This window comes from Methylobacterium brachiatum (assembly GCF_020523825.1).
GTDB lineage: Bacteria > Pseudomonadota > Alphaproteobacteria > Rhizobiales > Beijerinckiaceae > Methylobacterium > Methylobacterium brachiatum.
Map to the genome: position 1 here is coordinate 14,505 of NZ_JAJALK010000001.1, position 20,257 is coordinate 34,761.

General features: G+C 69.4%; 20 protein-coding genes. 14 read left to right on the forward strand and 6 right to left on the reverse strand.

Going from position 1 to position 20,257, the window contains the following annotated elements; genetic code table 11:
* The first annotated feature begins 79 nt into the window (after positions 1-79).
* The gene (locus tag LGR69_RS00070; protein WP_230364798.1) at positions 80-943 is read left to right on the forward strand and encodes a hypothetical protein; all 864 of its coding nucleotides are present in this window, start codon (positions 80-82) and stop codon (positions 941-943) included.
* Between the two features lie 7 nt (positions 944-950).
* Here LGR69_RS00070 and LGR69_RS00075 read toward each other — a convergent pair whose 3' ends face one another.
* Positions 951-1,169 (reverse strand): hypothetical protein, encoded by a 219-nt coding sequence (locus LGR69_RS00075; protein ID WP_091864297.1) that lies wholly within the window; start codon positions 1,167-1,169, stop codon positions 951-953.
* Positions 1,170-1,392: 223 nt separating this feature from the next.
* Complete coding sequence (locus tag LGR69_RS00080) at positions 1,393-1,785, reverse strand: DUF2267 domain-containing protein (protein WP_007562002.1); 393 nt, start codon at positions 1,783-1,785, stop codon at positions 1,393-1,395.
* Positions 1,786-2,082: 297 nt separating this feature from the next.
* Between LGR69_RS00080 and LGR69_RS00085 the strand changes: the two genes are divergently transcribed.
* The 10 genes from LGR69_RS00085 (at position 2,083) to LGR69_RS00130 (ending at position 13,955) form a co-directional block, all read left to right on the forward strand.
* A complete protein-coding gene (locus LGR69_RS00085; protein WP_230364799.1) occupies positions 2,083-2,682 on the forward strand; it encodes a cysteine hydrolase family protein in 600 nt (199 codons plus the stop codon).
* A 219-nt stretch (positions 2,683-2,901) separates the two neighbouring features.
* Positions 2,902-4,632 carry a ubiquinone-dependent pyruvate dehydrogenase gene (gene poxB, locus LGR69_RS00090; protein WP_230364800.1) on the forward strand — a complete coding sequence of 577 codons (1,731 nt, stop codon included), beginning with the start codon at positions 2,902-2,904 and terminating at the stop codon, positions 4,630-4,632.
* A 66-nt stretch (positions 4,633-4,698) separates the two neighbouring features.
* Positions 4,699-5,442, forward strand: a complete 744-nt coding sequence (locus LGR69_RS00095; RefSeq protein WP_230364801.1) for a (Fe-S)-binding protein — start codon at positions 4,699-4,701, stop codon at positions 5,440-5,442.
* Positions 5,439-7,010 carry a lactate utilization protein B gene (locus tag LGR69_RS00100; protein ID WP_230364802.1) on the forward strand — a complete coding sequence of 524 codons (1,572 nt, stop codon included), beginning with the start codon at positions 5,439-5,441 and terminating at the stop codon, positions 7,008-7,010. Before LGR69_RS00095 ends, LGR69_RS00100 begins: the two co-directional genes overlap by 4 nt.
* Positions 7,007-7,594: a LutC/YkgG family protein gene (locus tag LGR69_RS00105; RefSeq protein WP_230364803.1), complete on the forward strand. Its 588-nt coding sequence runs from the start codon at positions 7,007-7,009 to the stop codon at positions 7,592-7,594. Before LGR69_RS00100 ends, LGR69_RS00105 begins: the two co-directional genes overlap by 4 nt.
* A gap of 69 nt (positions 7,595-7,663) precedes the next feature.
* Positions 7,664-8,524, forward strand: a complete 861-nt coding sequence (locus tag LGR69_RS00110) for a transglutaminase-like domain-containing protein (protein WP_230364804.1) — start codon at positions 7,664-7,666, stop codon at positions 8,522-8,524.
* 69 nt (positions 8,525-8,593) lie between these two features.
* Complete coding sequence (locus LGR69_RS00115) at positions 8,594-9,973, forward strand: ethanolamine ammonia-lyase subunit EutB (RefSeq protein WP_230364805.1); 1,380 nt, start codon at positions 8,594-8,596, stop codon at positions 9,971-9,973.
* On the forward strand, positions 9,970-10,755 hold the full coding sequence (eutC, locus tag LGR69_RS00120) for an ethanolamine ammonia-lyase subunit EutC (protein ID WP_230364806.1): 786 nt from the start codon (positions 9,970-9,972) through the stop codon (positions 10,753-10,755). Before LGR69_RS00115 ends, eutC begins: the two co-directional genes overlap by 4 nt.
* A 580-nt stretch (positions 10,756-11,335) precedes the next feature.
* Positions 11,336-13,066: a dihydroxy-acid dehydratase gene (gene ilvD, locus LGR69_RS00125; RefSeq protein ID WP_091864304.1), complete on the forward strand. Its 1,731-nt coding sequence runs from the start codon at positions 11,336-11,338 to the stop codon at positions 13,064-13,066.
* On the forward strand, positions 13,053-13,955 hold the full coding sequence (locus LGR69_RS00130; protein WP_007562022.1) for a tetratricopeptide repeat protein: 903 nt from the start codon (positions 13,053-13,055) through the stop codon (positions 13,953-13,955). Before ilvD ends, LGR69_RS00130 begins: the two co-directional genes overlap by 14 nt.
* Before the next feature lie 18 nt (positions 13,956-13,973).
* Here LGR69_RS00130 and LGR69_RS00135 read toward each other — a convergent pair whose 3' ends face one another.
* The 3 genes from LGR69_RS00135 to LGR69_RS00145 form a co-directional block, all read right to left on the reverse strand.
* A complete protein-coding gene (locus LGR69_RS00135) occupies positions 13,974-14,597 on the reverse strand; it encodes a glutathione S-transferase family protein (RefSeq protein ID WP_230364807.1) in 624 nt (207 codons plus the stop codon).
* A 124-nt stretch (positions 14,598-14,721) separates the two neighbouring features.
* Positions 14,722-15,345 (reverse strand): glutathione S-transferase family protein, encoded by a 624-nt coding sequence (locus tag LGR69_RS00140; RefSeq protein WP_230364808.1) that lies wholly within the window; start codon positions 15,343-15,345, stop codon positions 14,722-14,724.
* 112 nt (positions 15,346-15,457) lie between these two features.
* Positions 15,458-15,964, reverse strand: coding sequence for a peptide deformylase (locus LGR69_RS00145; RefSeq protein ID WP_230364809.1), 507 nt, complete (start codon positions 15,962-15,964; stop codon positions 15,458-15,460).
* A gap of 163 nt (positions 15,965-16,127) precedes the next feature.
* Here LGR69_RS00145 and LGR69_RS00150 point away from each other — a divergent pair, with 163 nt between their 5' ends.
* Complete coding sequence (locus LGR69_RS00150; RefSeq protein ID WP_230364810.1) at positions 16,128-16,742, forward strand: NIPSNAP family protein; 615 nt, start codon at positions 16,128-16,130, stop codon at positions 16,740-16,742.
* 383 nt (positions 16,743-17,125) lie between these two features.
* On the opposite strand, the gene xth is transcribed toward LGR69_RS00150, so the two are convergent.
* A complete protein-coding gene (gene xth, locus LGR69_RS00155) occupies positions 17,126-17,920 on the reverse strand; it encodes an exodeoxyribonuclease III (protein WP_230365200.1) in 795 nt (264 codons plus the stop codon).
* Between the two features lie 96 nt (positions 17,921-18,016).
* Here xth and LGR69_RS00160 point away from each other — a divergent pair, with 96 nt between their 5' ends.
* Together LGR69_RS00160 and LGR69_RS00165 are read left to right on the forward strand one after the other, a co-directional pair.
* Positions 18,017-18,703, forward strand: coding sequence for a ceramidase domain-containing protein (locus LGR69_RS00160; protein WP_039902682.1), 687 nt, complete (start codon positions 18,017-18,019; stop codon positions 18,701-18,703).
* Positions 18,704-18,801: 98 nt separating this feature from the next.
* On the forward strand, positions 18,802-20,118 hold the full coding sequence (locus LGR69_RS00165; protein WP_007562036.1) for a homoserine dehydrogenase: 1,317 nt from the start codon (positions 18,802-18,804) through the stop codon (positions 20,116-20,118).
* The last annotated feature ends 139 nt before the right edge of the window (positions 20,119-20,257 follow it).

Consider the following 20,257-nt stretch of genomic DNA (forward strand, 5'->3'; position numbering starts at 1 on the left):
GGGCGGCCGGTAAGGGTTTCGTAAACAAACGTCCTTAACGAACGCTTGCAGGGATTCCCTGTAGGCGGAGTTGGGGGCGATGACGAAGATTGAAGCCAAGCCGGCCCTTTCTCCCGACGAGCTGCTCAAGGCCGTCGTGGCGGGCAAGGCGGATCCGAAGCCCGAGCCGGCCCCGGCCGCGCCGCGTTTTCCGATGCCGTCGCTCGCCGGGATCGACCTGCGCCGCTACGCGATTCCGGGCGCCGCCCTCGCGGTCGGCCTGCTGGTCGGTGCCGGCGTCGCCGCCCGCTCAGGCTCGGGCAGCGTCCCGAGCGATGCCGTCGTGGCGTTGAGCGCCACCGTCGATGCCGGACGGACCGAGACCGCGCGTCTCGGCGCCGACATCGCGCAGCTCCACCAGGTCCTCGCGGATCTCCGCGCCGCCACCGACACCGCCCGCAAGGAAGCCGGCGCGCGCAGCTCCGCGTTGGGCGAACGCCTGGCGCAGCTCGACAAGAATCTGAATGCCAAGACGGCGGCCCTGGGTGAGCGCCTCGAACAGGTGGAGCGCGAGCAGAGCGGCCGGATCGCCAACCTCGCCGCGCAGCTCGAGCGCCGCACATCCGCCGCGGCGATTGTGAAGGCCGAGCCGACCCAGACCGGGAGCCTCGCCGAGACGCGGACGTCGGACGCGAAGATTACGGATGCCAAGGCCGTCGAGGCGAAGCCCGCGGAGGTCAAGCCGAAGCCCGCCGTCGCGGAGAAGCCGTCGGTGATCGATGGCTGGGCGGTGCGCGACGTCTATGACGGCGCGGCCATCCTGGAGAACCGGCGGCGGCGCATCGTCGAGGTCGGGCCGGGCGATACGCTCCCGGGCGTCGGGCGGGTCGAGGGCGTCGAGCGCCGCGGCCGCGAATGGGTGGTGGTGACGCGCCAAGGCCTGATCACGCCCCAGCCCTGGTAAGGACGGCTCAGCGTCCCTGGAGCGTGGCCGAGGCGAGCTCGTCGCTGGGGGTCGGAAACCGCGGCTCGAGCGACAGCGGGTCGGCCATCGCAGCGGCGCGTTCGGCCCGGCGGCGGCCGTGACGCAGGGCGCGGGTCTGTGCCGCGCGGGTCGGATGCAGAATCGCGGCGAGGAGCGCCTGGCCCTCGAACGCGCTGTCCAGGTTTTTGGCTTCGAAGACGGGCATGGCCGGCCTGCTTGAGTGCGAGCCGGTCATCCGCCGATGGCAGTGGCCCGGATCGCATCCCGAATAACGGGGATCGCGTGGACGGGTTCCGCTAAGCTTTCGCGGCGAAACCACTTTTTTACGATTGTCCAGGCGCGGCCCGAAAACAGTGCGACGGCACACATAGCACTGGCCGGAGGCGCGCCCCGAAAGGCGGTCTGCCGCTTTCGGGACGCGGGTATCGTCAGACGAACTGGTTGAGCCCCGGGATCGACCCGATGATCGGGCCCATCGCGTCCTCACCGACCTTCTCGCGGCCGAAGGCGAACAGCTCCTGGCCGAGCGGCTGCATCTGGCCCATGGGCACGCCGGCCGCCATCAGCTTCTGGCCGAGCGCCATGACGCCACCGCCGCCCATCATGCCGCCGAGCATGCCCATGAGGCCACCACCGCCGCTCTCGCCGGCATTCGACTCGGCGATCAGCGACTCAGAACCGGGCAGCGCGGCCAGGAGCTGATTGACCTCGGTCTCGGGACCCTCCTTCTGCAGGAAGGCCAGGATATGCCCGATGGCCGTCTGTGCGGTCGCGGCGTCGAGCCCGGTGCGGGCGGTGACGCGGGCGAGCAATTCTTCCATGGCGCTGATCTCTTCGGAACGTTTCCAGACGTCCTTCGACTCTGAGCCGCCGGAAATCAAGCGCGGGTCCTGACTTCGCGGGCAAACCGCAACCCGGACCTTTCGGTCGGCCCGGGACCGGCAATCGCCGGGCCGGCCTTGCGCCGCGTTGCGCGCCGTGGCCTCGTAGGCGGTGGCGCAGGACAGCGGTAAGCTCTGCGCCCCGGTCGTTCCGCTGCGGCGATTCTCGCCGCCCTTCGGGGCTTTCCAGCGGATCGACGGAACGCGCATTGGGCGACACGGGTGAGGGAGACACGGGTGAGCGATCTCAAGACCCTTCGCGGCCTGTCCGGGCTCAGCCCGGAGCCTGCGAGCCTGAAGAAGGCCGCGCTGATCCTCATCGATATCCAGAACACCTATCGCGACGGGGTGCTGCGCCTGACCGGGGTCGAGCCGGCGGTGACGCAGGCCAAGATCCTGCTGCGGCGGGCGCGGGAGGCCGAAACGCCGGTGATCCATATCCGGCACAATGCCGGGCCGGGCTCGCCTTTCGACATCACGGCGGCGAGCGGGCAGATCTGCGAGGAGGTCGTGCCGCAGGACGGCGAGGCGGTGCTCACCAAGGCGTTCCCCAGCGCCTTCGTGGGGACGGACCTGGAGGATCGACTCAAGCGCGCCGGGGTGACCGACCTGATCCTGGCCGGCTTCATGACCCATATGTGCGTCAACTCGACGGCCCGCTCGGCCTTCAATCTCGGCTTCCAGCCCACCGTCATCGCCTCGGCGACCGCCACCCGCGACCTCCCGGCGCCGGACGGCTCGGTGGTGCCGGCGGCGCAGTTGCAGGCGGCGAGCCTGGCGGCCCTCGGCGACCTGTTCGCGGTCGTCGCCCGCGACGTCGACGCGGTCCGTCACTAGAGCGCGCTCCGACGAAGTGTTCCGGTTCGACGCGAGCGAGCGCATCACCACGAGACTTTAGAGCCGAGCCCGACTCCATCATGTTCGGGCACGGCGCGCGCACGCGCAGCCGCGGAATGACCGTCGCGACGCACATGCGTGCATTGCACCATGGGGTTGCCGGCGGCGGAACATCGTCGGCGGCCATGCGGTTCCGACCCGAAAATGCGGAGCCGAACCATGCGCATCGAGAACGTCGCCGATCTGATCGCCGAGACCCTTCAGGAAGCGGGCGTCGCGCGCGTCTACGGGGTGGTGGGCGACAGCCTGAACGGGATCACCGAGGCCCTGCGCGCCCGCGGGCGGATCGACTGGATCCACACCCGCCACGAGGAGGCGGCGGCCTTCGCGGCGAGCGCCGAGGCGCAGGTCACCGGCAAGCTCGCGGTCTGCGCCGGCTCCTGCGGCCCGGGCAACCTGCACCTGATCAACGGGCTCTACGACGCGCATCGCAGCCGGACCCCGGTCCTGGCGATCGCCGCCCAGATTCCCTCGGCCGAGATCGGCTCTGGCTATTTCCAGGAGACGCGGCCCACCGAGCTGTTCCGCGAATGCAGCCATTACTGCGAGCTGGTCTCCGACCCGTCGCAGATGCCGTTCGTGCTGGAGAACGCGATCCGCGCCGCCGTGGGGGAGGGGGGCGTCGCCGTCATCGTCATCCCGGGCGATGTCGCCCTGCGCGACGCGCCCAAGCGCGCGCTCGCCCCCCATGCCGGCCTGATCCCGGCCAAGCCCGTCGTGCGGCCAGCCGATTCCGAGCTGGACGCGCTGGCGGCGCTGCTCAACGCCGGCAAGCGCGTGACGCTGCTCTGCGGTCGCGGCTGCGCCGGCGCCCATTCCGAGCTGATCCAACTCGCCGAGGCGCTGAAGAGCCCGATCGTGCATGCGCTGGGCGGCAAGGACTATGTCGAGTTCGACAATCCCTACGATGTCGGCATGACCGGCCTGATCGGATTCTCATCCGGCTACGCCGCCATGATGGCCTGCGACACCCTGCTGATGCTGGGCACGGGCTTTCCCTACAAGCAGTTCTACCCGCAGGACGCCAAGATCGCCCAGGTCGACCTGCGCCCGTCCGAGCTCGGCCGCCGCTGCCGGATCGAGCACGGGCTCGTCGGCGATGTCGGGGCGACGATCCGGGCGCTGCTGCCCCGGCTGAAGCCCAAGGCCGACCGGTCGTTCCTGGATGCCAGCCTGAAGCACTACGCGAAGGCCCGGACCGGCCTCGACGAGCTTGCCACAGCCAAGCCGGGCGGCCCGCTCCACCCGCAATATCTCGCCAAGACGATCAGCGAGTCGGCCGCCGAGGACGCGATCTTCACCGCCGATGTCGGCACGCCGACGATCTGGGCGGCGCGCTACCTGGCGATGAACGGCAAGAGGCGCCTGCTCGGCTCCTGGGTCCACGGCTCGATGGCCAACGCTTTGTCCCAGGGCATCGGCGCCCAGGCCGCGGAGCCGAACCGGCAGGTGATCGCGCTCTGCGGCGATGGCGGCTTCGCCATGCTGATGGGCGATTTCCTGACGCTGCGCCAGCACCGCCTGCCGCTGAAGGTGGTGGTGTTCAACAACGGCACCCTCGGCTTCGTCGAGCTGGAGATGAAGGCGGCCGGCTATCTCGAGACCGGCGTCGCGCTCGACAATCCGGACTTCGCCGCGATGTCACGGGCGGCCGGCATCTTCGCCCTGCGGGTCGAAGATCCGGCCGAGCTGCCCGGCGCGATGCGCGAGTTCCTGGCCTTCGACGGGCCCTCGCTGCTCGATGTCCGCACCGCCCGCAACGAGCTCTCGATGCCGCCCAAGATCGATGGGCAGCAGGTGAAGGGCTTCAGCCTCTACGTCCTGCGGGCCGTGATGGACGGGCGCGGTGACGCAGTTCTCGACCTCGCCAAAACCAACCTCATCCGGTAGACCTGCCCGGGCAATCTAGACCCGTTCCAGACCGACGGCGCGGGCGATCCAGGGAGGTTCCGGACCATGCGGGTCGGCCTGTTCGTGCCGTGCTACGTCGACGCTTTCGAGCCGGAAGTCGGGATCGCCACGCTGGAGCTGCTGGAGCGGTTCGGTTGCACGGTGGAATATCCGTTCGACCAGACCTGCTGCGGCCAGCCCATGGCCAATACCGGCTGCCACGCCGAGGCCGCCGCCACCGAGGCCCTGTTCGTCAAGAATTTTTCGGGCTTCGACTACGTGGTGGCGCCCTCGGGCTCCTGCGTGCACCAGGTCCGCGAGCACCTGACCGCGATCCCGCAGACGGACGAGGTCAAGAAGGTCCGCGCCAGCACCTACGAGCTGGTCGAGTTCCTGCACGATGTGCTCAAGGTCGAGGCGCTGCCCTGGGCCGAATTCCCGCACAAGGTCGCCTATCATGGCAATTGCAACGCGCTGCGGGGCATCCATCACGCCCGGCCCTCCGAGATCGTGAAGCCGTACTTCTCTAAACCCCTCGACCTTCTGCGCCTGGTGAAGGGCGTCGAGCTGGTCGATCTCGCCCGGCCTGACGAGTGCTGCGGCTTCGGCGGGACCTTCTCGGTGTTCGAGCCCGCGGTCTCGGCCAAGATGGGCTACGACAAGGTCGCCGATCAGAACCGGGCCGGGGCGCAATACGTGGTCTCGGCGGATTCGTCCTGCCTGATGCACCAGAAGGGCTGCGCCGAGCGCCTCGGCCTGCCGCTCCGCTACATCCACATCGCGCAAGTGCTGAACGGAGCCGCCGCATGAGCGTCGAGGACCTGAATCCCCGCGCCCGCGAGGGCATCATCCACCCCGAGGTCCGCGCCGCCGACGACGAGAGCGAGCGCGGCCAGGACGGTGGTCGCCTCCAGCACGCCGAGGCCGCGACCAAGCCGATCCGGGCGCCGCAGACCCGCGAGCCGCAGCCGCGCGGCGCCAAGATCCGCGGCGACCGCCCGATCGACCAGGCCGAGGCCGCCGAGCGCTTCCTCGCCGCGCCCCTGCACCAGGCCGCCCATGACGAGCGCCTGTGGGACTTGCGCAAGAAGCGCGACGCCTCGGCCCATGGCATCCCGGAATGGGAGGAGCTGCGCGAGCTGGCCTCCGCCATCAAGGCGCACACGCTCATCCATCTCGACCAGTATCTCGAGCAGTTCGAGGCCGCCGCGAAGGCCAACGGCGTCCAGGTCCACTGGGCCGCGGACGGCGCCGACCACAACCGCATCGTCCTGGAGATCCTGCGCAGCCGCGGCGCCAAGACCCTGGTGAAGTCGAAGTCGATGCTCACCGAGGAATGCGGCTTCCGCCACCACATGGCGGCCAACGGCATCGAGATCATCGAGACCGATCTCGGCGAGCGCATCCAGCAGCTCGACAACGAGGAGCCGAGCCACATCGTGGCGCCCGCGGTCCACAAGACCCGCATGGACGTCGCCGAGGTCTTCGCCAAGACGCTCGGCACCGACCCGGACAACGACGACGCCCATTACCTCGCCGAGAGCCAGCGCGAGACCACCCGGCCCTACATCCTGAAGGCCGATGCCGGCATGACCGGCTGCAACTTCGCCATCGCGGAGACCGGCACGGTCGTCACCTGCACCAACGAGGGCAATGCCGACCTCTCCGGCAACGTCCCGCCGCTGCAGATCCACTCGATCGGCATCGAGAAGATCATCCCCAAGGTCGAGCATCTCGGGGTGTTCATCCGGCTGCTGTCGCGCTCGGCACTGGGCTCGCCGATCACCCAGTACACCTCGCATTTCCGCGGCCCCCGCAAGGGCACCGAGATGCACATGGTGCTGGTCGATAACGGCCGCTCCGCCCGGCTCGGCCTGGAAGAGTTCTGGACCTCGCTGAAATGCATCCGCTGCGGCGCCTGCATGAACACCTGCCCGGTCTACCGGCGCTCGGGCGGCCTTTCCTACGGGGCGACCTATTCGGGCCCGATCGGGCTGATCATCGACCCGACCTTCAACAAGCGGAAATACTCGACCCTGCCATTCTCCTCGACGATGAACGGCTCCTGCACCAACGTCTGCCCGGTGAAGATCAACATCCACGAGCAGATCTTCGCCTGGCGCAAGGTGCTGGTCGAGGAGCACCACATCCCGGCGCTCAAGCAGGGGATGATGAAGGCCGCGGGCGCGGTCCTGTCCCGGCCGGCCGCCTACCGGGCGGCGATCGGCGCCGCCGATTCGGCCCTGAAGGTGCTGCCGCGCTTCGCCGTCTACAACCCGCTCAACACCTGGGGGAAGAAGCGCGAGATGCCCGAGGCGCCGCGCCAGACCTTCCACGCCTGGTACAAGCAGAACCGGATGAAGGACTCCGCCCGATGAGCGCGCGCGACGGCATCCTGGCGGCGCTCAAGGCCAACCGCCCGGCGGGCGAGTATCCGCTGCCGAGCGTCCCGACCTTCACGCCGCTGGTCGGCGACGACCTCGTCGAGGAGTTCGGCGACCGGCTGAAGCGCATGGGCGGCCGCATCGAAGACGGCCGCACCGGCGAGCCCCTGGCGGGCGTGCGCGAGCGGCTGGCCGAGGCCAAGGTCATCGCCTCCGCTGTCCCGGAGATCGAGGGCAACCGCGACCTGCGGGCGGTGCGCTACCCGCAGGAGGTCGAGGATGTCGACGTGGCGGTGGTGCGCGCCGTGTTCGGCATCGCCGAGACCGGCTCGGTTCTGTTCACGGAAGGCGAGCTGATCGTGAACGCGGTGGCCTATCTGGCCCAGCACCTGATCGTGTTGCTCGACCCCGCCGACATCCTGCCGAACGTGCAGGCGGCCTACAAGCGCCCGGAATTCGACCGCTCGGCCTACGCGGTGCTGCACACCGGACCCTCGGCGACCGCCGATATCGAGGGCGTGCTCATCCACGGGGCGCAGGGCGTGCGCTCGCTGACGGTGCTCCTGCTGCCGCGCTGACCGGGAACCGCGATCGGGCGCGCCGCTTGCTTGGGCAGCGATCATCTCGTCGCCCGGCAAGGAGATCCGATGCGCTATACCCTCGGTTGCAGCCTGTCCTACAATATTCTCTCGGACACGACCTTCATCTTCAACCTGGAAGTCGCCAAGCTGAAGAGCGTCGAGATCCTCAACGAGAGCCTGGTGCTCACGCCGAACCTCAAGCGCGATGTCTACACCACGCCGGACCTGCTAAACCGCTATCTCGGCGTCAACGTGCCGATGGGCCAGTTCGCCCTGGAGTACAACGCCGAGGTGGAGCTGACCGTCCATCGGGCCGACCCGGCGACCATCAACGAGACGCCGATCGGCGAGCTGCCGCTGGACATCCTGCCGTTCCTGCTGCCGAGCCGGTTCGTCTCCTCCGACCGGCTGACGCCCTTCGCCCAGGCCGAGTTCGGCGCGCTGCCCAAGGGCCATCAGCGCGTGAACCAGATCTGCAACTGGATCCACGACCACATCACCTACAAGCCGGGCACCAGCGACGGCGAGACCACGGCGGACGAGTCGCTGCTGAAGCGGGCCGGCGTCTGCCGCGACTTCGCGCATATCGGCACGGCCTTCTGCCGGGCGCTCGGCATCCCGGCCCGGTTCGTCAGCTGCTACGCCCACGGCCTCGTGCCGAGCGACTTCCACGCGGTGTTCGAGGCTTATCTCGACGGGCGCTGGTGGCTGTTCGACGCCACCCGGCAAGCCGATCTCGACGGGCTGGTCCGAATCGGCGTCGGCCGCGACGCCGCCGAGATCGCCTTCTCGACGCCCTTCGGCAACATGCAGCCGGTTAACCAGCAGGTCCGGATCCAGCGCACCGACGGGCAGGGCAGCCCGATGCCGCGCACGGTGGACGCGATCTCCACGGAAGTGCCCGCGCCGAATGCCGGCGCGGCCTGACCGGACATTCGCACCGGATCACGGTATCCTGTGATCCTGATCCTTGGATCCCGCACGGGGTGAAACCGCATGGCCTACCGCCACGTCGTCGGCCCACGCACCCACGTCTTCGCCGACCTGGCCACGCTGATGGCCAAGGCGACGCCGGTCCGCTCGGGCGACCGGCTCGCCGGCATCGCGGCCGAATCCGCCGAGGAGAACGCCGCGGCGCGCTGGTGCCTCGCGGAGGTGCCGCTCGCCGACATCCTGGCCCGGCCGCTGATCCCCTACGAGCAGGACGACGTTACCGGGCTGATCCTCGACACGCACGACGCCGGCGCGTTCAAAGACATCGCCCATCTCACGGTGGGCGATTTCCGCGAGTTCCTGCTGACCGCCACCCCGGATGTGCTCACCCGGATCGCCCCCGGCGTCACGCCGGAGATCGCGGCGGCCGTCTCGAAGATCATGCGCAACCAGGATCTGATCTCGGTGGCGCGCAAGGCCCGTGTAGTCACCCGCTTCCGCAACACGATCGGGCTGCCCGGGACGCTCGCGGTGCGACTCCAGCCCAATCACCCAACCGACGATCCGAAGGGCATCACCGCGGCGATCCTCGACGGGCTCACGCTGGGCTGCGGCGACGCCGTGATCGGCATCAACCCGGCGTCCGATTCTGTCCAGGCGCTTGGCGACTTGCTCCAGCTCCTCGACGGGGTGATCCAGAAGCACGCGATCCCCACGCAGGCCTGCGTGCTCACCCACGTCACCACCACGCTCGCCGCCATGGAGCGCGGCCTGCCGGTCGATCTCGTCTTCCAGTCGATCGCCGGCACCGAGAAGGCCAATGCCGGCTTCGGGGTGACGCTCGCTCTGCTCAAGGAAGTCCATGAGGCGGCGCTGGCGCTCAAGCGCGGTCCGCTCGGCGACAACTGCATGTATTTCGAAACCGGCCAGGGCTCGGCACTCTCGGCCGATGCCCATCACGGCATCGACCAGCAGACCCTGGAAGCCCGGGCCTACGCGGTGGCCCGGTCGTTCCGGCCGCTCCTGGTCAACACCGTCGTGGGCTTCATCGGGCCCGAATATCTCTACGACGGCAAGGAGATCATCCGGGCCGGGCTGGAGGACCATTTCTGCGGCAAGCTGATGGGCGTGCCGCTCGGCGTCGACGTCTGCTACACCAACCATGCCGAGGCCGATCAGGACGACATGGACACGCTGCTGACGCTGCTGGGCGCAGCCGGCTGCACCTACATCATGGGCATCCCGGGGGCCGACGATGTGATGCTGAACTACCAATCCACGTCGTTCCACGATTCTCTTTACTTGCGCGAGGTGCTGGGCCTGAAGCGCGCCCCCGAATTCGAGGCCTGGCTGCACGGCATCGGCCTCACCGACGAATCCGGCGCGCTGCTGCCGGGATCGGGCGCGCCGCTCCTCGCCGCGGCTCCGGATCTCGCCGCATGAGCGACCCCCGGGAGATCTGGGCCAGGCTCGCGGGGCTGACCCCGGCCCGGATCGGCCTCGGCCGCGCCGGCAGCGGCCTGCCGACCCGGGAGGTGCTGCGCTTCGGTCTCGACCACGCCCAGGCCCGGGATGCCGTGCACGCGCCGATGGATGCGGAGGCGCTCGCCGGATCGATCGCGGCGCTCGGCTTCGCCACGATCCCGGTCGCCTCCCAGGCCCCCGACCGGGCGACCTATTTGCGCCGCCCCGATCTCGGCCGCCGGCTCGACGCGGCCGATATGTCGAAGCTCCAGGCTGCGGCCGAGCCCAGCGACCTCGCCCTGGTGGTCGCCGACGGTCTCTCGGCCCGGGCGGTGCACGAGAACGCGGCGCCGCTGCTGAAGGCGTTCAAGCCTCTGGCGGAGCAGTCCGGCTGGCGCCTCACCCCCGTGGTGATCGCCAGCCAGGCCCGTGTGGCGCTCGGCGACGCGATCGGCGAGGCCCTGAAGGCCCGGGCGGTGGCGGTGCTGATCGGCGAACGGCCCGGCCTGTCCTCCCCGGACAGCCTCGGCATCTACCTGACCTTCGGGCCGCAGATTGGCCGCTCGGATGCGGAGCGCAATTGCATCTCGAACGTGCGCGCCGCCGGCCTCACCCACGAGAAAGCGGCGTTCAAGCTGCACTGGCTGCTCGCCCGCGCGCTCACCCTGGTCTTGAGCGGCGTCACGCTGAAGGACGAGAGCGACCGCGCCTTGGAATCGGGCGCTGCGGCGCCGGCCCTGCCGGAGCCGGAACGTCGTTGACCCGCCGTGACTGTTTCGCGACCGGCACAAGGCCCGATCCGTCGTCTCAACATTTGATTGACCAAACCCGTCATCCTGGGGCCGCGTAGCGGCGCCCGGGATCAAGAAACGTTGACAGGTCAGAATCTTGCGCCGTCGGAGGCTCTGGATTCCGGGCTCGCCTGCGGCGCCCCGGAATGACGGCGGCGGGATCTCGGCTGCGTGGCGCCAGTGGTACCGCGCGTCTCTAAGCCTTGGAACCCGTCTGGTTTAAGCCTGATCTGCCGCGTTAAGCAGCCGAAGGATTATCCTTAACCTAATCTCATGCCGGCAATCGACCCAAAGCGTGGCTGTGGCGGGGTCGCAACACCGTAAAACGATCCCGGGTCTGCCCTGAGACCTGCCCGCAAACGCCGCGATCCCGCCATAGTCCGAGCCCACCTCAACAACCGCGGTAAACGGCAAGTTCGACAACGATTTACCGTTTCGAAACGAGGATTTCCCGAGCACGCGGACGGCCCTCCCGGCGCATCGCGAACGGCGACGCGCCGCGGTCTCCTGCACCCTCGGGACTGGCGGCGCGAAGGCTTGGTTCGGGTAGATGGACACGCGTTTGAACGACAAGTCGAAGCTGCCCAGCCGTCACGTCACGGAGGGGCCTGACCGCGCTCCGCATCGCTCGTATCTCTACGCGATGGGCCTGACCCGGGAGCAGATCCACCAGCCGCTGGTGGGCGTCGCCTCCTGCTGGAACGAGGCCGCCCCCTGCAACATCTCGCTGATGCGCCAGGCGCAGGCGGTGAAGAAGGGCGTCGCCGCCGCCCACGGCACCCCGCGCGAATTCTGCACCATCACGGTCACCGACGGCATCGCCATGGGCCATGGCGGCATGCGGGCCTCGCTGCCGTCCCGCGAAGTCATCGCCGACTCGGTCGAGCTGACCATGCGTGGCCACGCCTACGACGCCCTGGTCGGCCTGGCCGGCTGCGACAAGTCGCTGCCCGGCATGATGATGGCGATGGTGCGCCTCAACGTCCCGTCGATCTTCATCTACGGCGGCTCGATCCTGCCCGGCTCGTTCCGCGGCAAGCCGGTCACCGTCCAGGACCTGTTCGAGGCCGTGGGCAAGGTCGCGGTCGGCGACATGAGCCTCGAAGACCTCGACGAGCTGGAGCAGGTCGCCTGCCCGTCGGCGGGCGCCTGCGGCGCGCAGTTCACCGCCAACACCATGGCGACCGTCTCCGAGGCGATCGGCCTGGCGCTGCCCTACTCGGCCGGCGCCCCCGCGCCCTACGAGATCCGGGACAAGTTCTGCGCCACCGCCGGCGAGAAGGTGATGGAGCTGCTGGCCAAGCAGATCCGCCCGCGCGACATCGTCACCCGCAAGGCGCTCGAGAACGCCGCCACCGTGGTGGCCGCCTCCGGCGGCTCGACCAACGCAGCGCTGCACCTGCCGGCGATCGCGCACGAGTGCGGCATCGAGTTCACCCTGTTCGATGTCGCCGAGATTTTCCGGCGCACCCCCTACATCGCGGACCTCAAGCCCGGCGGGCGCTACGTCGCCAAGGACATGTTCGAGGTCGGCGGCATCCCGCTGCTGATGAAGACCCTGCTCGACCACGGCTTCATGCACGGCGACTGCCTGACGGTGACCGGCCGCACCATCGCGGAGAACATGGACCGGGTGACCTGGAACCCGGACCAGGACGTGGTCTACCCGGCCAACCGCCCGATCACCCCCACCGGCGGCGTCGTCGGCCTCAAGGGCAACCTCGCCCCCGAGGGCGCGATCGTGAAGGTCGCCGGCATGCCGGCCGAGAAGCAGGTCTTCACCGGCCCGGCCCGGGTGTTCGACGGCGAGGAAGCCTGCTTCGAGGCGGTGCAGTCGCGGACCTACAAGGAGGGCGACGTGCTCGTCATCCGATACGAGGGTCCGCGCGGCGGCCCCGGCATGCGCGAGATGCTGTCCACCACCGCGGCCCTCTACGGCCAGGGCATGGGCGACAAGGTCGCGCTGATCACGGACGGGCGCTTCTCCGGCGCCACCCGCGGCTTCTGCGTCGGCCATGTCGGCCCCGAGGCGGCGGTGGGCGGCCCGATCGGCCTGATCCGGGACGGCGACATCATCACCCTGGACGCGATCCAGGGGACGCTCAGCGTCGCCCTGTCCGACGAGGACTTCGCCGAGCGCCGCAAGGCCTGGGCACCGCGGACGAACGCCGCGACCTCGGGCTACCTGTGGAAATACGCGCAGGGCGTCGGCCCGGCCCTGTACGGCGCCGTCACCCATCCGGGCGGCGCCAAGGAGACGGAGAGCTATGCGGACGTCTAGGACTGACCTCAGCCGGCGCAGGGCGCCGGCCGGGGCCGATCCCGGTCGGTCCCGCTTCCTCAGCCAGATCGCGGCCGCAGCCGGCGTCCTGGTCCTGCTCGCCCTGCCCACCGACGCGCCGCGGGCGCTCGATGCGAGCGTGCGCGCGCCGGTCCAGGTGCCGGTGGCGGATAAGAGCTACCGCTCGGCCAAGGACGCGCTCCGGGCCGGCGTGCGCGAGTACAATGCCGGCGACAAGCAGGGTGCCGCCCGCGCCCTCGAATATGCCGCCGGGCAGGGCCACGCCCTCGCTCTGTGGAAGCTCGGCCGGATGTACGCCGAGGGCGACGGCGTGCCCCATGACGACCTGAAGGCGTTCGAGTTCTTCTCCCGGATCGCCGATGCCAGCACCGACGATGGCCCGGATCCGCAGAACTCGGCCGTGACCGGCAGCGCGTTCACGGCGCTGGGGACCTACTTCCTGGAGGGGATCAAGGGCACCTATGTGCGCCCGAACCCTGAGCGCGCCTACGACATGTTCAACTACGCGGCGTCGTATTACGGCGAGCCCAACGCCCAGTACAATCTCGCCCGGCTCTACCTCGACGGCACCGGTGTCGAGGCCGATCCCCGTCAGGCGGCGCGGTGGTTCAACCTGGCGGCCGAGAAGGGCCATCACCCGGCGCAGGCTTTGCTCGGCGACATGCTGATCAATGGCCTGGGCGGCGTGCCGGTCCAGCGGGTGAAGGGCCTGATGTGGCTGTCGCTCGCCCGCGAGGGCGCGGAGGGCCGCAAGGACGACTGGATCGTCGCGCTCTACGAGAAGAACTGGGCGGCGGCCAACGAGGACGATCGGGCCGAGGCCCAGAGCCAGCTCCAGACCGTCGGCTCGATCCGGCGGCGGCACTGAAGCCGCCGCCGGTCGGGCTCAGCCCTTCTTGGCGTCCTGCGCGGTCTTGAAGGACGGGCGCGCCAGCGTCTCGGCGATGTAGGCCGCGAGCTTGGGCCAGCGTCCGGCATCGACCTGCGCGTCGGCCAGGTGGAAATTGTAGAAGCCCGTGGCGACCGAGATGTCGGCGATGCTGAACGCGTCGCCGACCAGGTAGGGGCCGGAGATCTCCCGCTCGAGGCAGTCGAACAGCGGCGGCAGATCGTCGTTCAGCGCCTTCGCGACCGCGGCGTCGTCCGTGGGCTTGCCCATCATGTTGGGCTTCAGGATCCGCTCGACGAACGGCACCACGAGCTTGGCGAACAGCTCCGTGTCGCCGAACTTGTCGAACCACACCGCGCGGCCCAGGGCCTGCGGGTCGGACGGGACCAGAGCCGGCGTCGGGTGCTTGCGCTCCAGATACCAGAGAATTGCCGAGGAATCCGCGAGCTTGAAGCCGCCATCCTCGATGGCCGGGATCTTCCCGAGCGGGCTCGCGGCCTGGAAATCCGCGTCGGGCGCGTGGAACATCACCGGCCTGTGCTCATAGGGCACGTTCTTCTCGGCGAGCGAGACCAGGACTTTGCGGACGTAGGGCGAGTAGCCGGTACCGTAGACGATCATCACATTTCCATCGGGGAGGGGACCGGCGGATGTCGATCCGTCGGTCCAGGGTGATGAAGATAGGGCCGATCGGCCTCCTGCCGACCGGGCCGTGCACAGCGTTCGCGCAAAAGACCGCGCCGGCTCACCGGACCGGGGCTGCGATCGCCGTGACGAAGGCGGGTCGGTCGAGGGTTAGGGCCACCCAGCCGGCGAGCTTCGGCCAGCGCGCCGCATCGACCTCGACCTGCGCGAGCCGGAGATTGTGGAACGGCGCCGCGACCGCGATGTCGCCGATCCCGAAGGCGCCGCCGACCAGGAACGGGCCGGAGATCTGGGATTCGAGATAGTCGAACAGCGGCGGCAGATGTGTGTCGAGCGCCTGCTGCGCCAGCGCCTCGTCGCCCGGCACCTTGAACAGCCGCGGCTTCAGGAAGCGCTCCGTGAACACGACGGAGAGCTCTCGATAGAGCTCGACCTCGCCGAACTTGTCGAACCAGCGGGCGCGGGCGGCGCCCTGAGCGTCGGCGGGGATCAGCGCCGGCTGCGGCGACAGGTGCTCGATGTAGTCGAGGATTGCGCTGGAATCGGCCAGCCGGAAGCCATCATGGTCGATCGCCGGGATCTTGCCCATGGGGCTCGCCGCCCGGAAATCGGCATCCTCCGCCTGCGGCGCCACCGGCCGGTGCTCGTAACGGATGCCCTTCTCGTTCAAGGCTACAAGGACCTTGCGCACGAAGGGCGAGATGCTGCTGCCGTAGATGATCATGACCGAATCCCCCGGATAGTCGGTGCCTTTCTAGGGTCGTGACCGGCTGCGTTGCAATCACAGCTATCCAAAGGCTTTGTTTCAACCTGAGAGTTGACGGAACGCCGATAAGTTATACTGCTTTCGTCGATTTCTTCTTCTCGAGCCGCTTGAGCAGACGGTCCCGTTTCAATCGCGACAGGCGGTCGATCCAGAAGATCCCGTCGAGTTGATCGATCTCGTGCTGGATCACTGCGGCCGGAAAGCCGTCCGCCTCCTCCTCGTGGGTCGATCCGTCGAGATCGCGATAGCCGAAGCGAAGGCGGGCGGGCCGCGCGATCCGCTCGCGCACGCCCGGCATGCTGACGCTGCCCTCGTCATGCATCGCCGTGTCGGGCGACGCCCAGAGGATTTCCGGGTTCACGTAGACGCGCAGGTCCTCATCCGGTGACAGCCTGATCACCACGACGCGTTCCGGAACGCCGATATGCGGAGCGGTCAGGCCGATGGCGCTCACGGCGAGCAGCGTGTCCCGCACATCGTCGGCGATGGCTTTCAGGCTGGGCCCGAAATCGTCGACCGGGCTGGCCGGTCGCGACAGCCGGGAATCGGGAAACAGGATGAGGGGGCGGGCCGGCATGTCGGGTCAGTCCACCTGTGTGGGTGCGGGGCGCCCCTGTCCTCCACCGGAGCCGCGGGGCGCAGTCAACCGGTTTCGGCGGATGCGGCTGGGTCGCCGGGCGCTTTTGCGGGCAACCGAACGGCCGCCCGAGCTTTGGAGGCTCGAACACGCCGAGGTGCCCATGCTCTACGAACTCGCCACGCTCTCCTGCCCGCTGCTTGCCCTCGCGCAGGCATCCGAGGGCGTCTATGCCTGGATGGATGACGCCGAGGCCAAGGGACAGCTCCTGGGCTGCTGGCGAACGGAGTTCGGGGCGCTGGGGCGGCTCATCGTGCTGCGGGGATTCGCGGCGCCGGAGGACATGACCGCCGAGCGCCGACGCGCCCTGCTCAGTGCCAACCCGTTCAATGCGGGGAACGTGGTGACGGCGCTGGAGATGGACAGCTACGCGCCGTTCCCGTTCCTGCCGCCAATCCGCACCGGGGATCGCGGCGGGGTGTACGAGGTCCGGACCTACCGCCTCAAGCCCGGCGGCCTCGCGCCGACGCTGGCGGCGTGGGAGGCCGCGATCGCGCCGGCTCAGGCCTACACCGCGCATCTCGTCGTGAACCTGTACGCCCTCGATGGGCCGCCACGGATCACGCATATTTGGGCCTTCGACAGCCTGCAGCAGCGGGCCGACTTGCGCGCTCAGGCGATTGGCGCCGGCGTCTGGCCGCCGAAGGGCGGCCCCGACCAGATCGCGGACGCGACCTCGATGATCGCGCTGCCGCAGGGTGCCTCGCCGTTGCGGTGAGGCGGCTGTCAGCCGCTGGTGGATGCGCTTATCGTCGATTCATACGGGAGGGACGCGAGCCATCCGGGCTGAGGCGCGGGTTCCCTCTCCCGTGCGGGAGAGGGACAAGGTGAGGGGGCGACCTCTCCGGGCAAACCGGATCCCTCACCCCAACCCTCTCCCGCACGGGAGAGGGGGCGTGTCGCGGCCTGCACAAGCAGCTGCGCCAGCATCGTCGTGCCGGCGGCGGGAGGGGCGCCGTTGCAATGACCTCCACAATGCGATGAAGCGCGTCTCAACCCGCCCTGGGGCGACCCGCGGTTCCGACGAGCGACGATCCAAGATCCATTCGCGCGGCGGATCTATCGCGTGCCGAAGCCCGATCGCTCCCTCGCGGCCGCGCGCTAACCCGCCGTCAGCTCCACTGTCACCGGGACATGGTCGGACGGCTTGTCCAAACCGCGCAGGTGCCTCTGCACGGCGGCCGAAACCAGGCGGTCGGCGGCGTGCGGTGAGAGCAGCAGGTGATCGATGCGGATGCCGGCATTCCGCTGCCAGCAGCCCGCCTGGTAATCCCAGAAGGTGTAGAGCCCGTCGCGCGGATCGCAGGCACGCAGGCCGTCGGTGTAGCCCTCGGCCAGGATGGCCCGGAACGCCGCCCGGGTCCCGAGCAGGAACAGGGCGTCGGAGCGCCAGGCCTCCGGATCGGCCGCGTCGGCGGGGTCTGGGATGACGTTGTAGTCGCCCGCCAGAACGACGGCCTTCTCGTCCTCCATCAGGGCGCGGGCGTGGATCCGCAGCCGTTCCATGAAGGCGAGCTTGTAGGGGTATTTCGGGCTGTCCACCGGATTGCCGTTCGGCAGGTAGATCGAGGCCACCCGCACCGGCTTGGTGTCGGGGCCGGAGATCAGCGCCTCGATGTAGCGGGACTGCTCGTCGGATTCGTCGCCCGGCAGGCCGCGGCGGATCTCGGTCATGGCCAGCGGTGCGCGCACCAGCAGGGCCACGCCGTTATAGGCCTTCTGCCCGAGCGTCTCGACCGCGTAGCCGGCGCCCTCGATCTCGGCGCGCGGGAACGCGTCGTCCTGGCACTTCAACTCCTGCAGGCAGACCACGTCGGGCTTTGCCTCGTCGAGAAACCCCAGCAGATGCGGCAGCCGCTGCTTGATGGAGTTGACGTTCCAGGTCGTGATCCGCATCGCCTCGCTTCCGGTCGCCACCCGGCCGTCATCCGCGCTTCGCGCCGCGCTGACAAGGCCACGACTGCGCAAGATTGGGGAGGTATAGGCACCGGAATGACGATGGGGTGGTTCGAGCCGGTCATGGCTTACTGCGAGCGGACCGGGCCGGATTTCTGGGCCGAACCGCTCAACGCGGCGTCGAACGTCGCCTTCCTGGCGGCGGCGGCGGCGTCCGCGCGCCGCGCCCGCGCGGCCGATCCGCCGGATCGCGCCTGCCTGGGGCTCGCGGGGCTGATCGCCGTGGTCGGGATCGGCTCGTTTCTGTTCCACACGCTGGCGGTGACCTGGGCGATGTATGCCGACGTCATCCCGATCACGCTGTTCATCGTCGCCTACCTGGCTTTGGCGCTCCACCGGTTCCTGAAGCTGCCGCGCCTGCGGGTCGAGGCGGCGACCGCCGGCTTCGTGCTGTTCAGCTTCACGCTGGTGCCGACCCTCGACGGGCTGACCGGGTCCGACGTCTCCGCCCTTACCAACGGCTCGATCGATTACCTGCCGGCGGTGCTGGCGCTGTTCACCGTGGCGGCGCTCGACCGCCCGGAGACGCGGTTCGTCGGGACCGGCCGGCGGCTCCTGGTCGTGGGCGTGCTGTTCCTGATCTCGCTCACCGCGCGCACCATCGACCGGACCGCCTGCGCGGTGCTGCCCACCGGGACGCACGCGCTCTGGCACCTGCTCAACGCCCTGGTGCTCTACGCCCTGGTGGCGACCGCGGTTCGGCACCGCACCGTCCTGGGCTGACCAAGCCGGCGGTTTTCTTGCGGGCGGGCCGGAATTCTTGCAGAGATGCGGCGCATCGGAGGCCCGGTCACCTGCGGGCGCCCGGCACGGAAGGAATCATGACAGTGAGCTACCGCATCGGCGTCGCCGGGCTCGGCACCGTCGGCGCGTCCGTCGTCCGGATGATCGCCCGCCGCCGTGACACCCTGACCGCTTCCGGCCTCGACATCCGCGTCGCCGCCGTGTCGTCCCGTGACCGCAGCCGCGACCGCGGGCTCGATCTCGCCGGCGTGACCTGGTTCGACGATCCGGTGGCGCTGGCGCGCTCGGGCGAGGTCGATTGCGTGGTCGAGCTGATCGGCGGCGCCGAGGGTCCGGCCAAGGCCGTGGTTGAGGCGGCGCTCCAGGCCGGCAAGACGGTGGTGACCGCCAACAAGGCCCTGCTCGCCCGGCACGGCGCGGCGCTCGCCGCCCTCGCCGAGGCGAACGGCGTCGCGCTCGCCTATGAGGCGGCGGTGGCCGGCGGCATCCCGGTGATCAAGACCCTGCGCGAGGGCCTGCCCGGCAACGCCGTCGCCCGCGTCTACGGGATCCTCAACGGCACCTGCAATTACATCCTCAGCCGGATGGAGCGCGAGGGCCTGACCTTCGAGGCCTGCCTGAAGGATGCGCAGGCCCTGGGCTATGCCGAGGCGGACCCGACCTTCGACGTCGAGGGCTTCGACACCGCGCACAAACTCGCGATCCTGACGAGCCTGGCCTACGGCACCGCCATCGATGCCGACGGCGTCTCGGTGGAGGGCATCTCCCGGGTCCAGCCCCTCGACCTGCGCATGGCCGACGAGCTCGGCTACCGGATCAAGCTGCTCGGCGTCGCCCAGGCCTCGGAGGCCGGGATCGAGCAGCGCGTCCACCCGACCATGGTGCCGAAATCCTCGGCCATCGCCCAGGTGATGGGCGTGACCAACGCGGTCACGATCGACGCGGACGCGGTCGGCGAGTTGACCCTGATCGGGCCGGGCGCCGGCGGCGAGGCAACCGCTTCCGCGGTGGTGGCCGACATCGCCGACGTCGCTCGCGGGATCGTGCGCCCGACCTTCGGGGTGCCGGCCGCCGCGATGCGCGCCAGCGAGCGCGTGGAGATGCAGCGCCACGAGGGCGGCTACTACATCCGCCTGACCGTGCATGATCGCCCCGGCGTCGCCGCGGGCGTCGCCCAGCGGATGGCCGAGCGCGAGATCTCTTTGGAGAGCATCCTGCAGCGCCGCACCGAGGGGGCTGGGTCCGATCCGCGCGGGCGGTCCGGCCGGCCGGTGCCGCTGGTGCTGATCACCTACGCGGCCACCGAGGGCAGCATCCGCGCGGCCCTCGACGCGATCGGCGCCGACGGGCTGCTCGCCGAGCCGCCCCAGGTGATCCGCATCGAGCGTGAATAAGAATGCAATCTCCGCGCGTTGCGCCTCACGCCTGATGCAAGATAAGTGATATTCTTGCGGCACGCGTAGGCCGACAGGCGTCGGTCGACGACGATCCAACCGGGATCCGACCTCAAGATCGGGCCCGGACACAGGCAGG

Bases quoted from the DNA above. Each gene is read 5' to 3' on its own strand.
- LGR69_RS00070 (WP_230364798.1), top strand. From the start codon at position 80: ATGACGAAGATTGAAGCCAAGCCGGCCCTTTCTCCCGACGAGCTGCTC.
- LGR69_RS00075 (WP_091864297.1), bottom strand. From the start codon at position 1,169: ATGCCCGTCTTCGAAGCCAAAAACCTGGACAGCGCGTTCGAGGGCCAG.
- LGR69_RS00080 (WP_007562002.1), bottom strand. From the start codon at position 1,785: ATGGAAGAATTGCTCGCCCGCGTCACCGCCCGCACCGGGCTCGACGCC.
- poxB (WP_230364800.1), top strand. From the start codon at position 2,902: ATGCGCATCGAGAACGTCGCCGATCTGATCGCCGAGACCCTTCAGGAA.
- LGR69_RS00095 (WP_230364801.1), top strand. From the start codon at position 4,699: ATGCGGGTCGGCCTGTTCGTGCCGTGCTACGTCGACGCTTTCGAGCCG.
- LGR69_RS00100 (WP_230364802.1), top strand. From the start codon at position 5,439: ATGAGCGTCGAGGACCTGAATCCCCGCGCCCGCGAGGGCATCATCCAC.
- LGR69_RS00105 (WP_230364803.1), top strand. From the start codon at position 7,007: ATGAGCGCGCGCGACGGCATCCTGGCGGCGCTCAAGGCCAACCGCCCG.
- LGR69_RS00110 (WP_230364804.1), top strand. From the start codon at position 7,664: ATGCGCTATACCCTCGGTTGCAGCCTGTCCTACAATATTCTCTCGGAC.
- LGR69_RS00115 (WP_230364805.1), top strand. From the start codon at position 8,594: ATGGCCTACCGCCACGTCGTCGGCCCACGCACCCACGTCTTCGCCGAC.
- eutC (WP_230364806.1), top strand. From the start codon at position 9,970: ATGAGCGACCCCCGGGAGATCTGGGCCAGGCTCGCGGGGCTGACCCCG.
- ilvD (WP_091864304.1), top strand. From the start codon at position 11,336: ATGGACACGCGTTTGAACGACAAGTCGAAGCTGCCCAGCCGTCACGTC.
- LGR69_RS00130 (WP_007562022.1), top strand. From the start codon at position 13,053: ATGCGGACGTCTAGGACTGACCTCAGCCGGCGCAGGGCGCCGGCCGGG.
- LGR69_RS00135 (WP_230364807.1), bottom strand. From the start codon at position 14,597: ATGATCGTCTACGGTACCGGCTACTCGCCCTACGTCCGCAAAGTCCTG.
- LGR69_RS00140 (WP_230364808.1), bottom strand. From the start codon at position 15,345: ATGATCATCTACGGCAGCAGCATCTCGCCCTTCGTGCGCAAGGTCCTT.
- LGR69_RS00145 (WP_230364809.1), bottom strand. From the start codon at position 15,964: ATGCCGGCCCGCCCCCTCATCCTGTTTCCCGATTCCCGGCTGTCGCGA.
- LGR69_RS00150 (WP_230364810.1), top strand. From the start codon at position 16,128: ATGCTCTACGAACTCGCCACGCTCTCCTGCCCGCTGCTTGCCCTCGCG.
- xth (WP_230365200.1), bottom strand. From the start codon at position 17,920: ATGCGGATCACGACCTGGAACGTCAACTCCATCAAGCAGCGGCTGCCG.
- LGR69_RS00160 (WP_039902682.1), top strand. From the start codon at position 18,017: ATGACGATGGGGTGGTTCGAGCCGGTCATGGCTTACTGCGAGCGGACC.
- LGR69_RS00165 (WP_007562036.1), top strand. From the start codon at position 18,802: ATGACAGTGAGCTACCGCATCGGCGTCGCCGGGCTCGGCACCGTCGGC.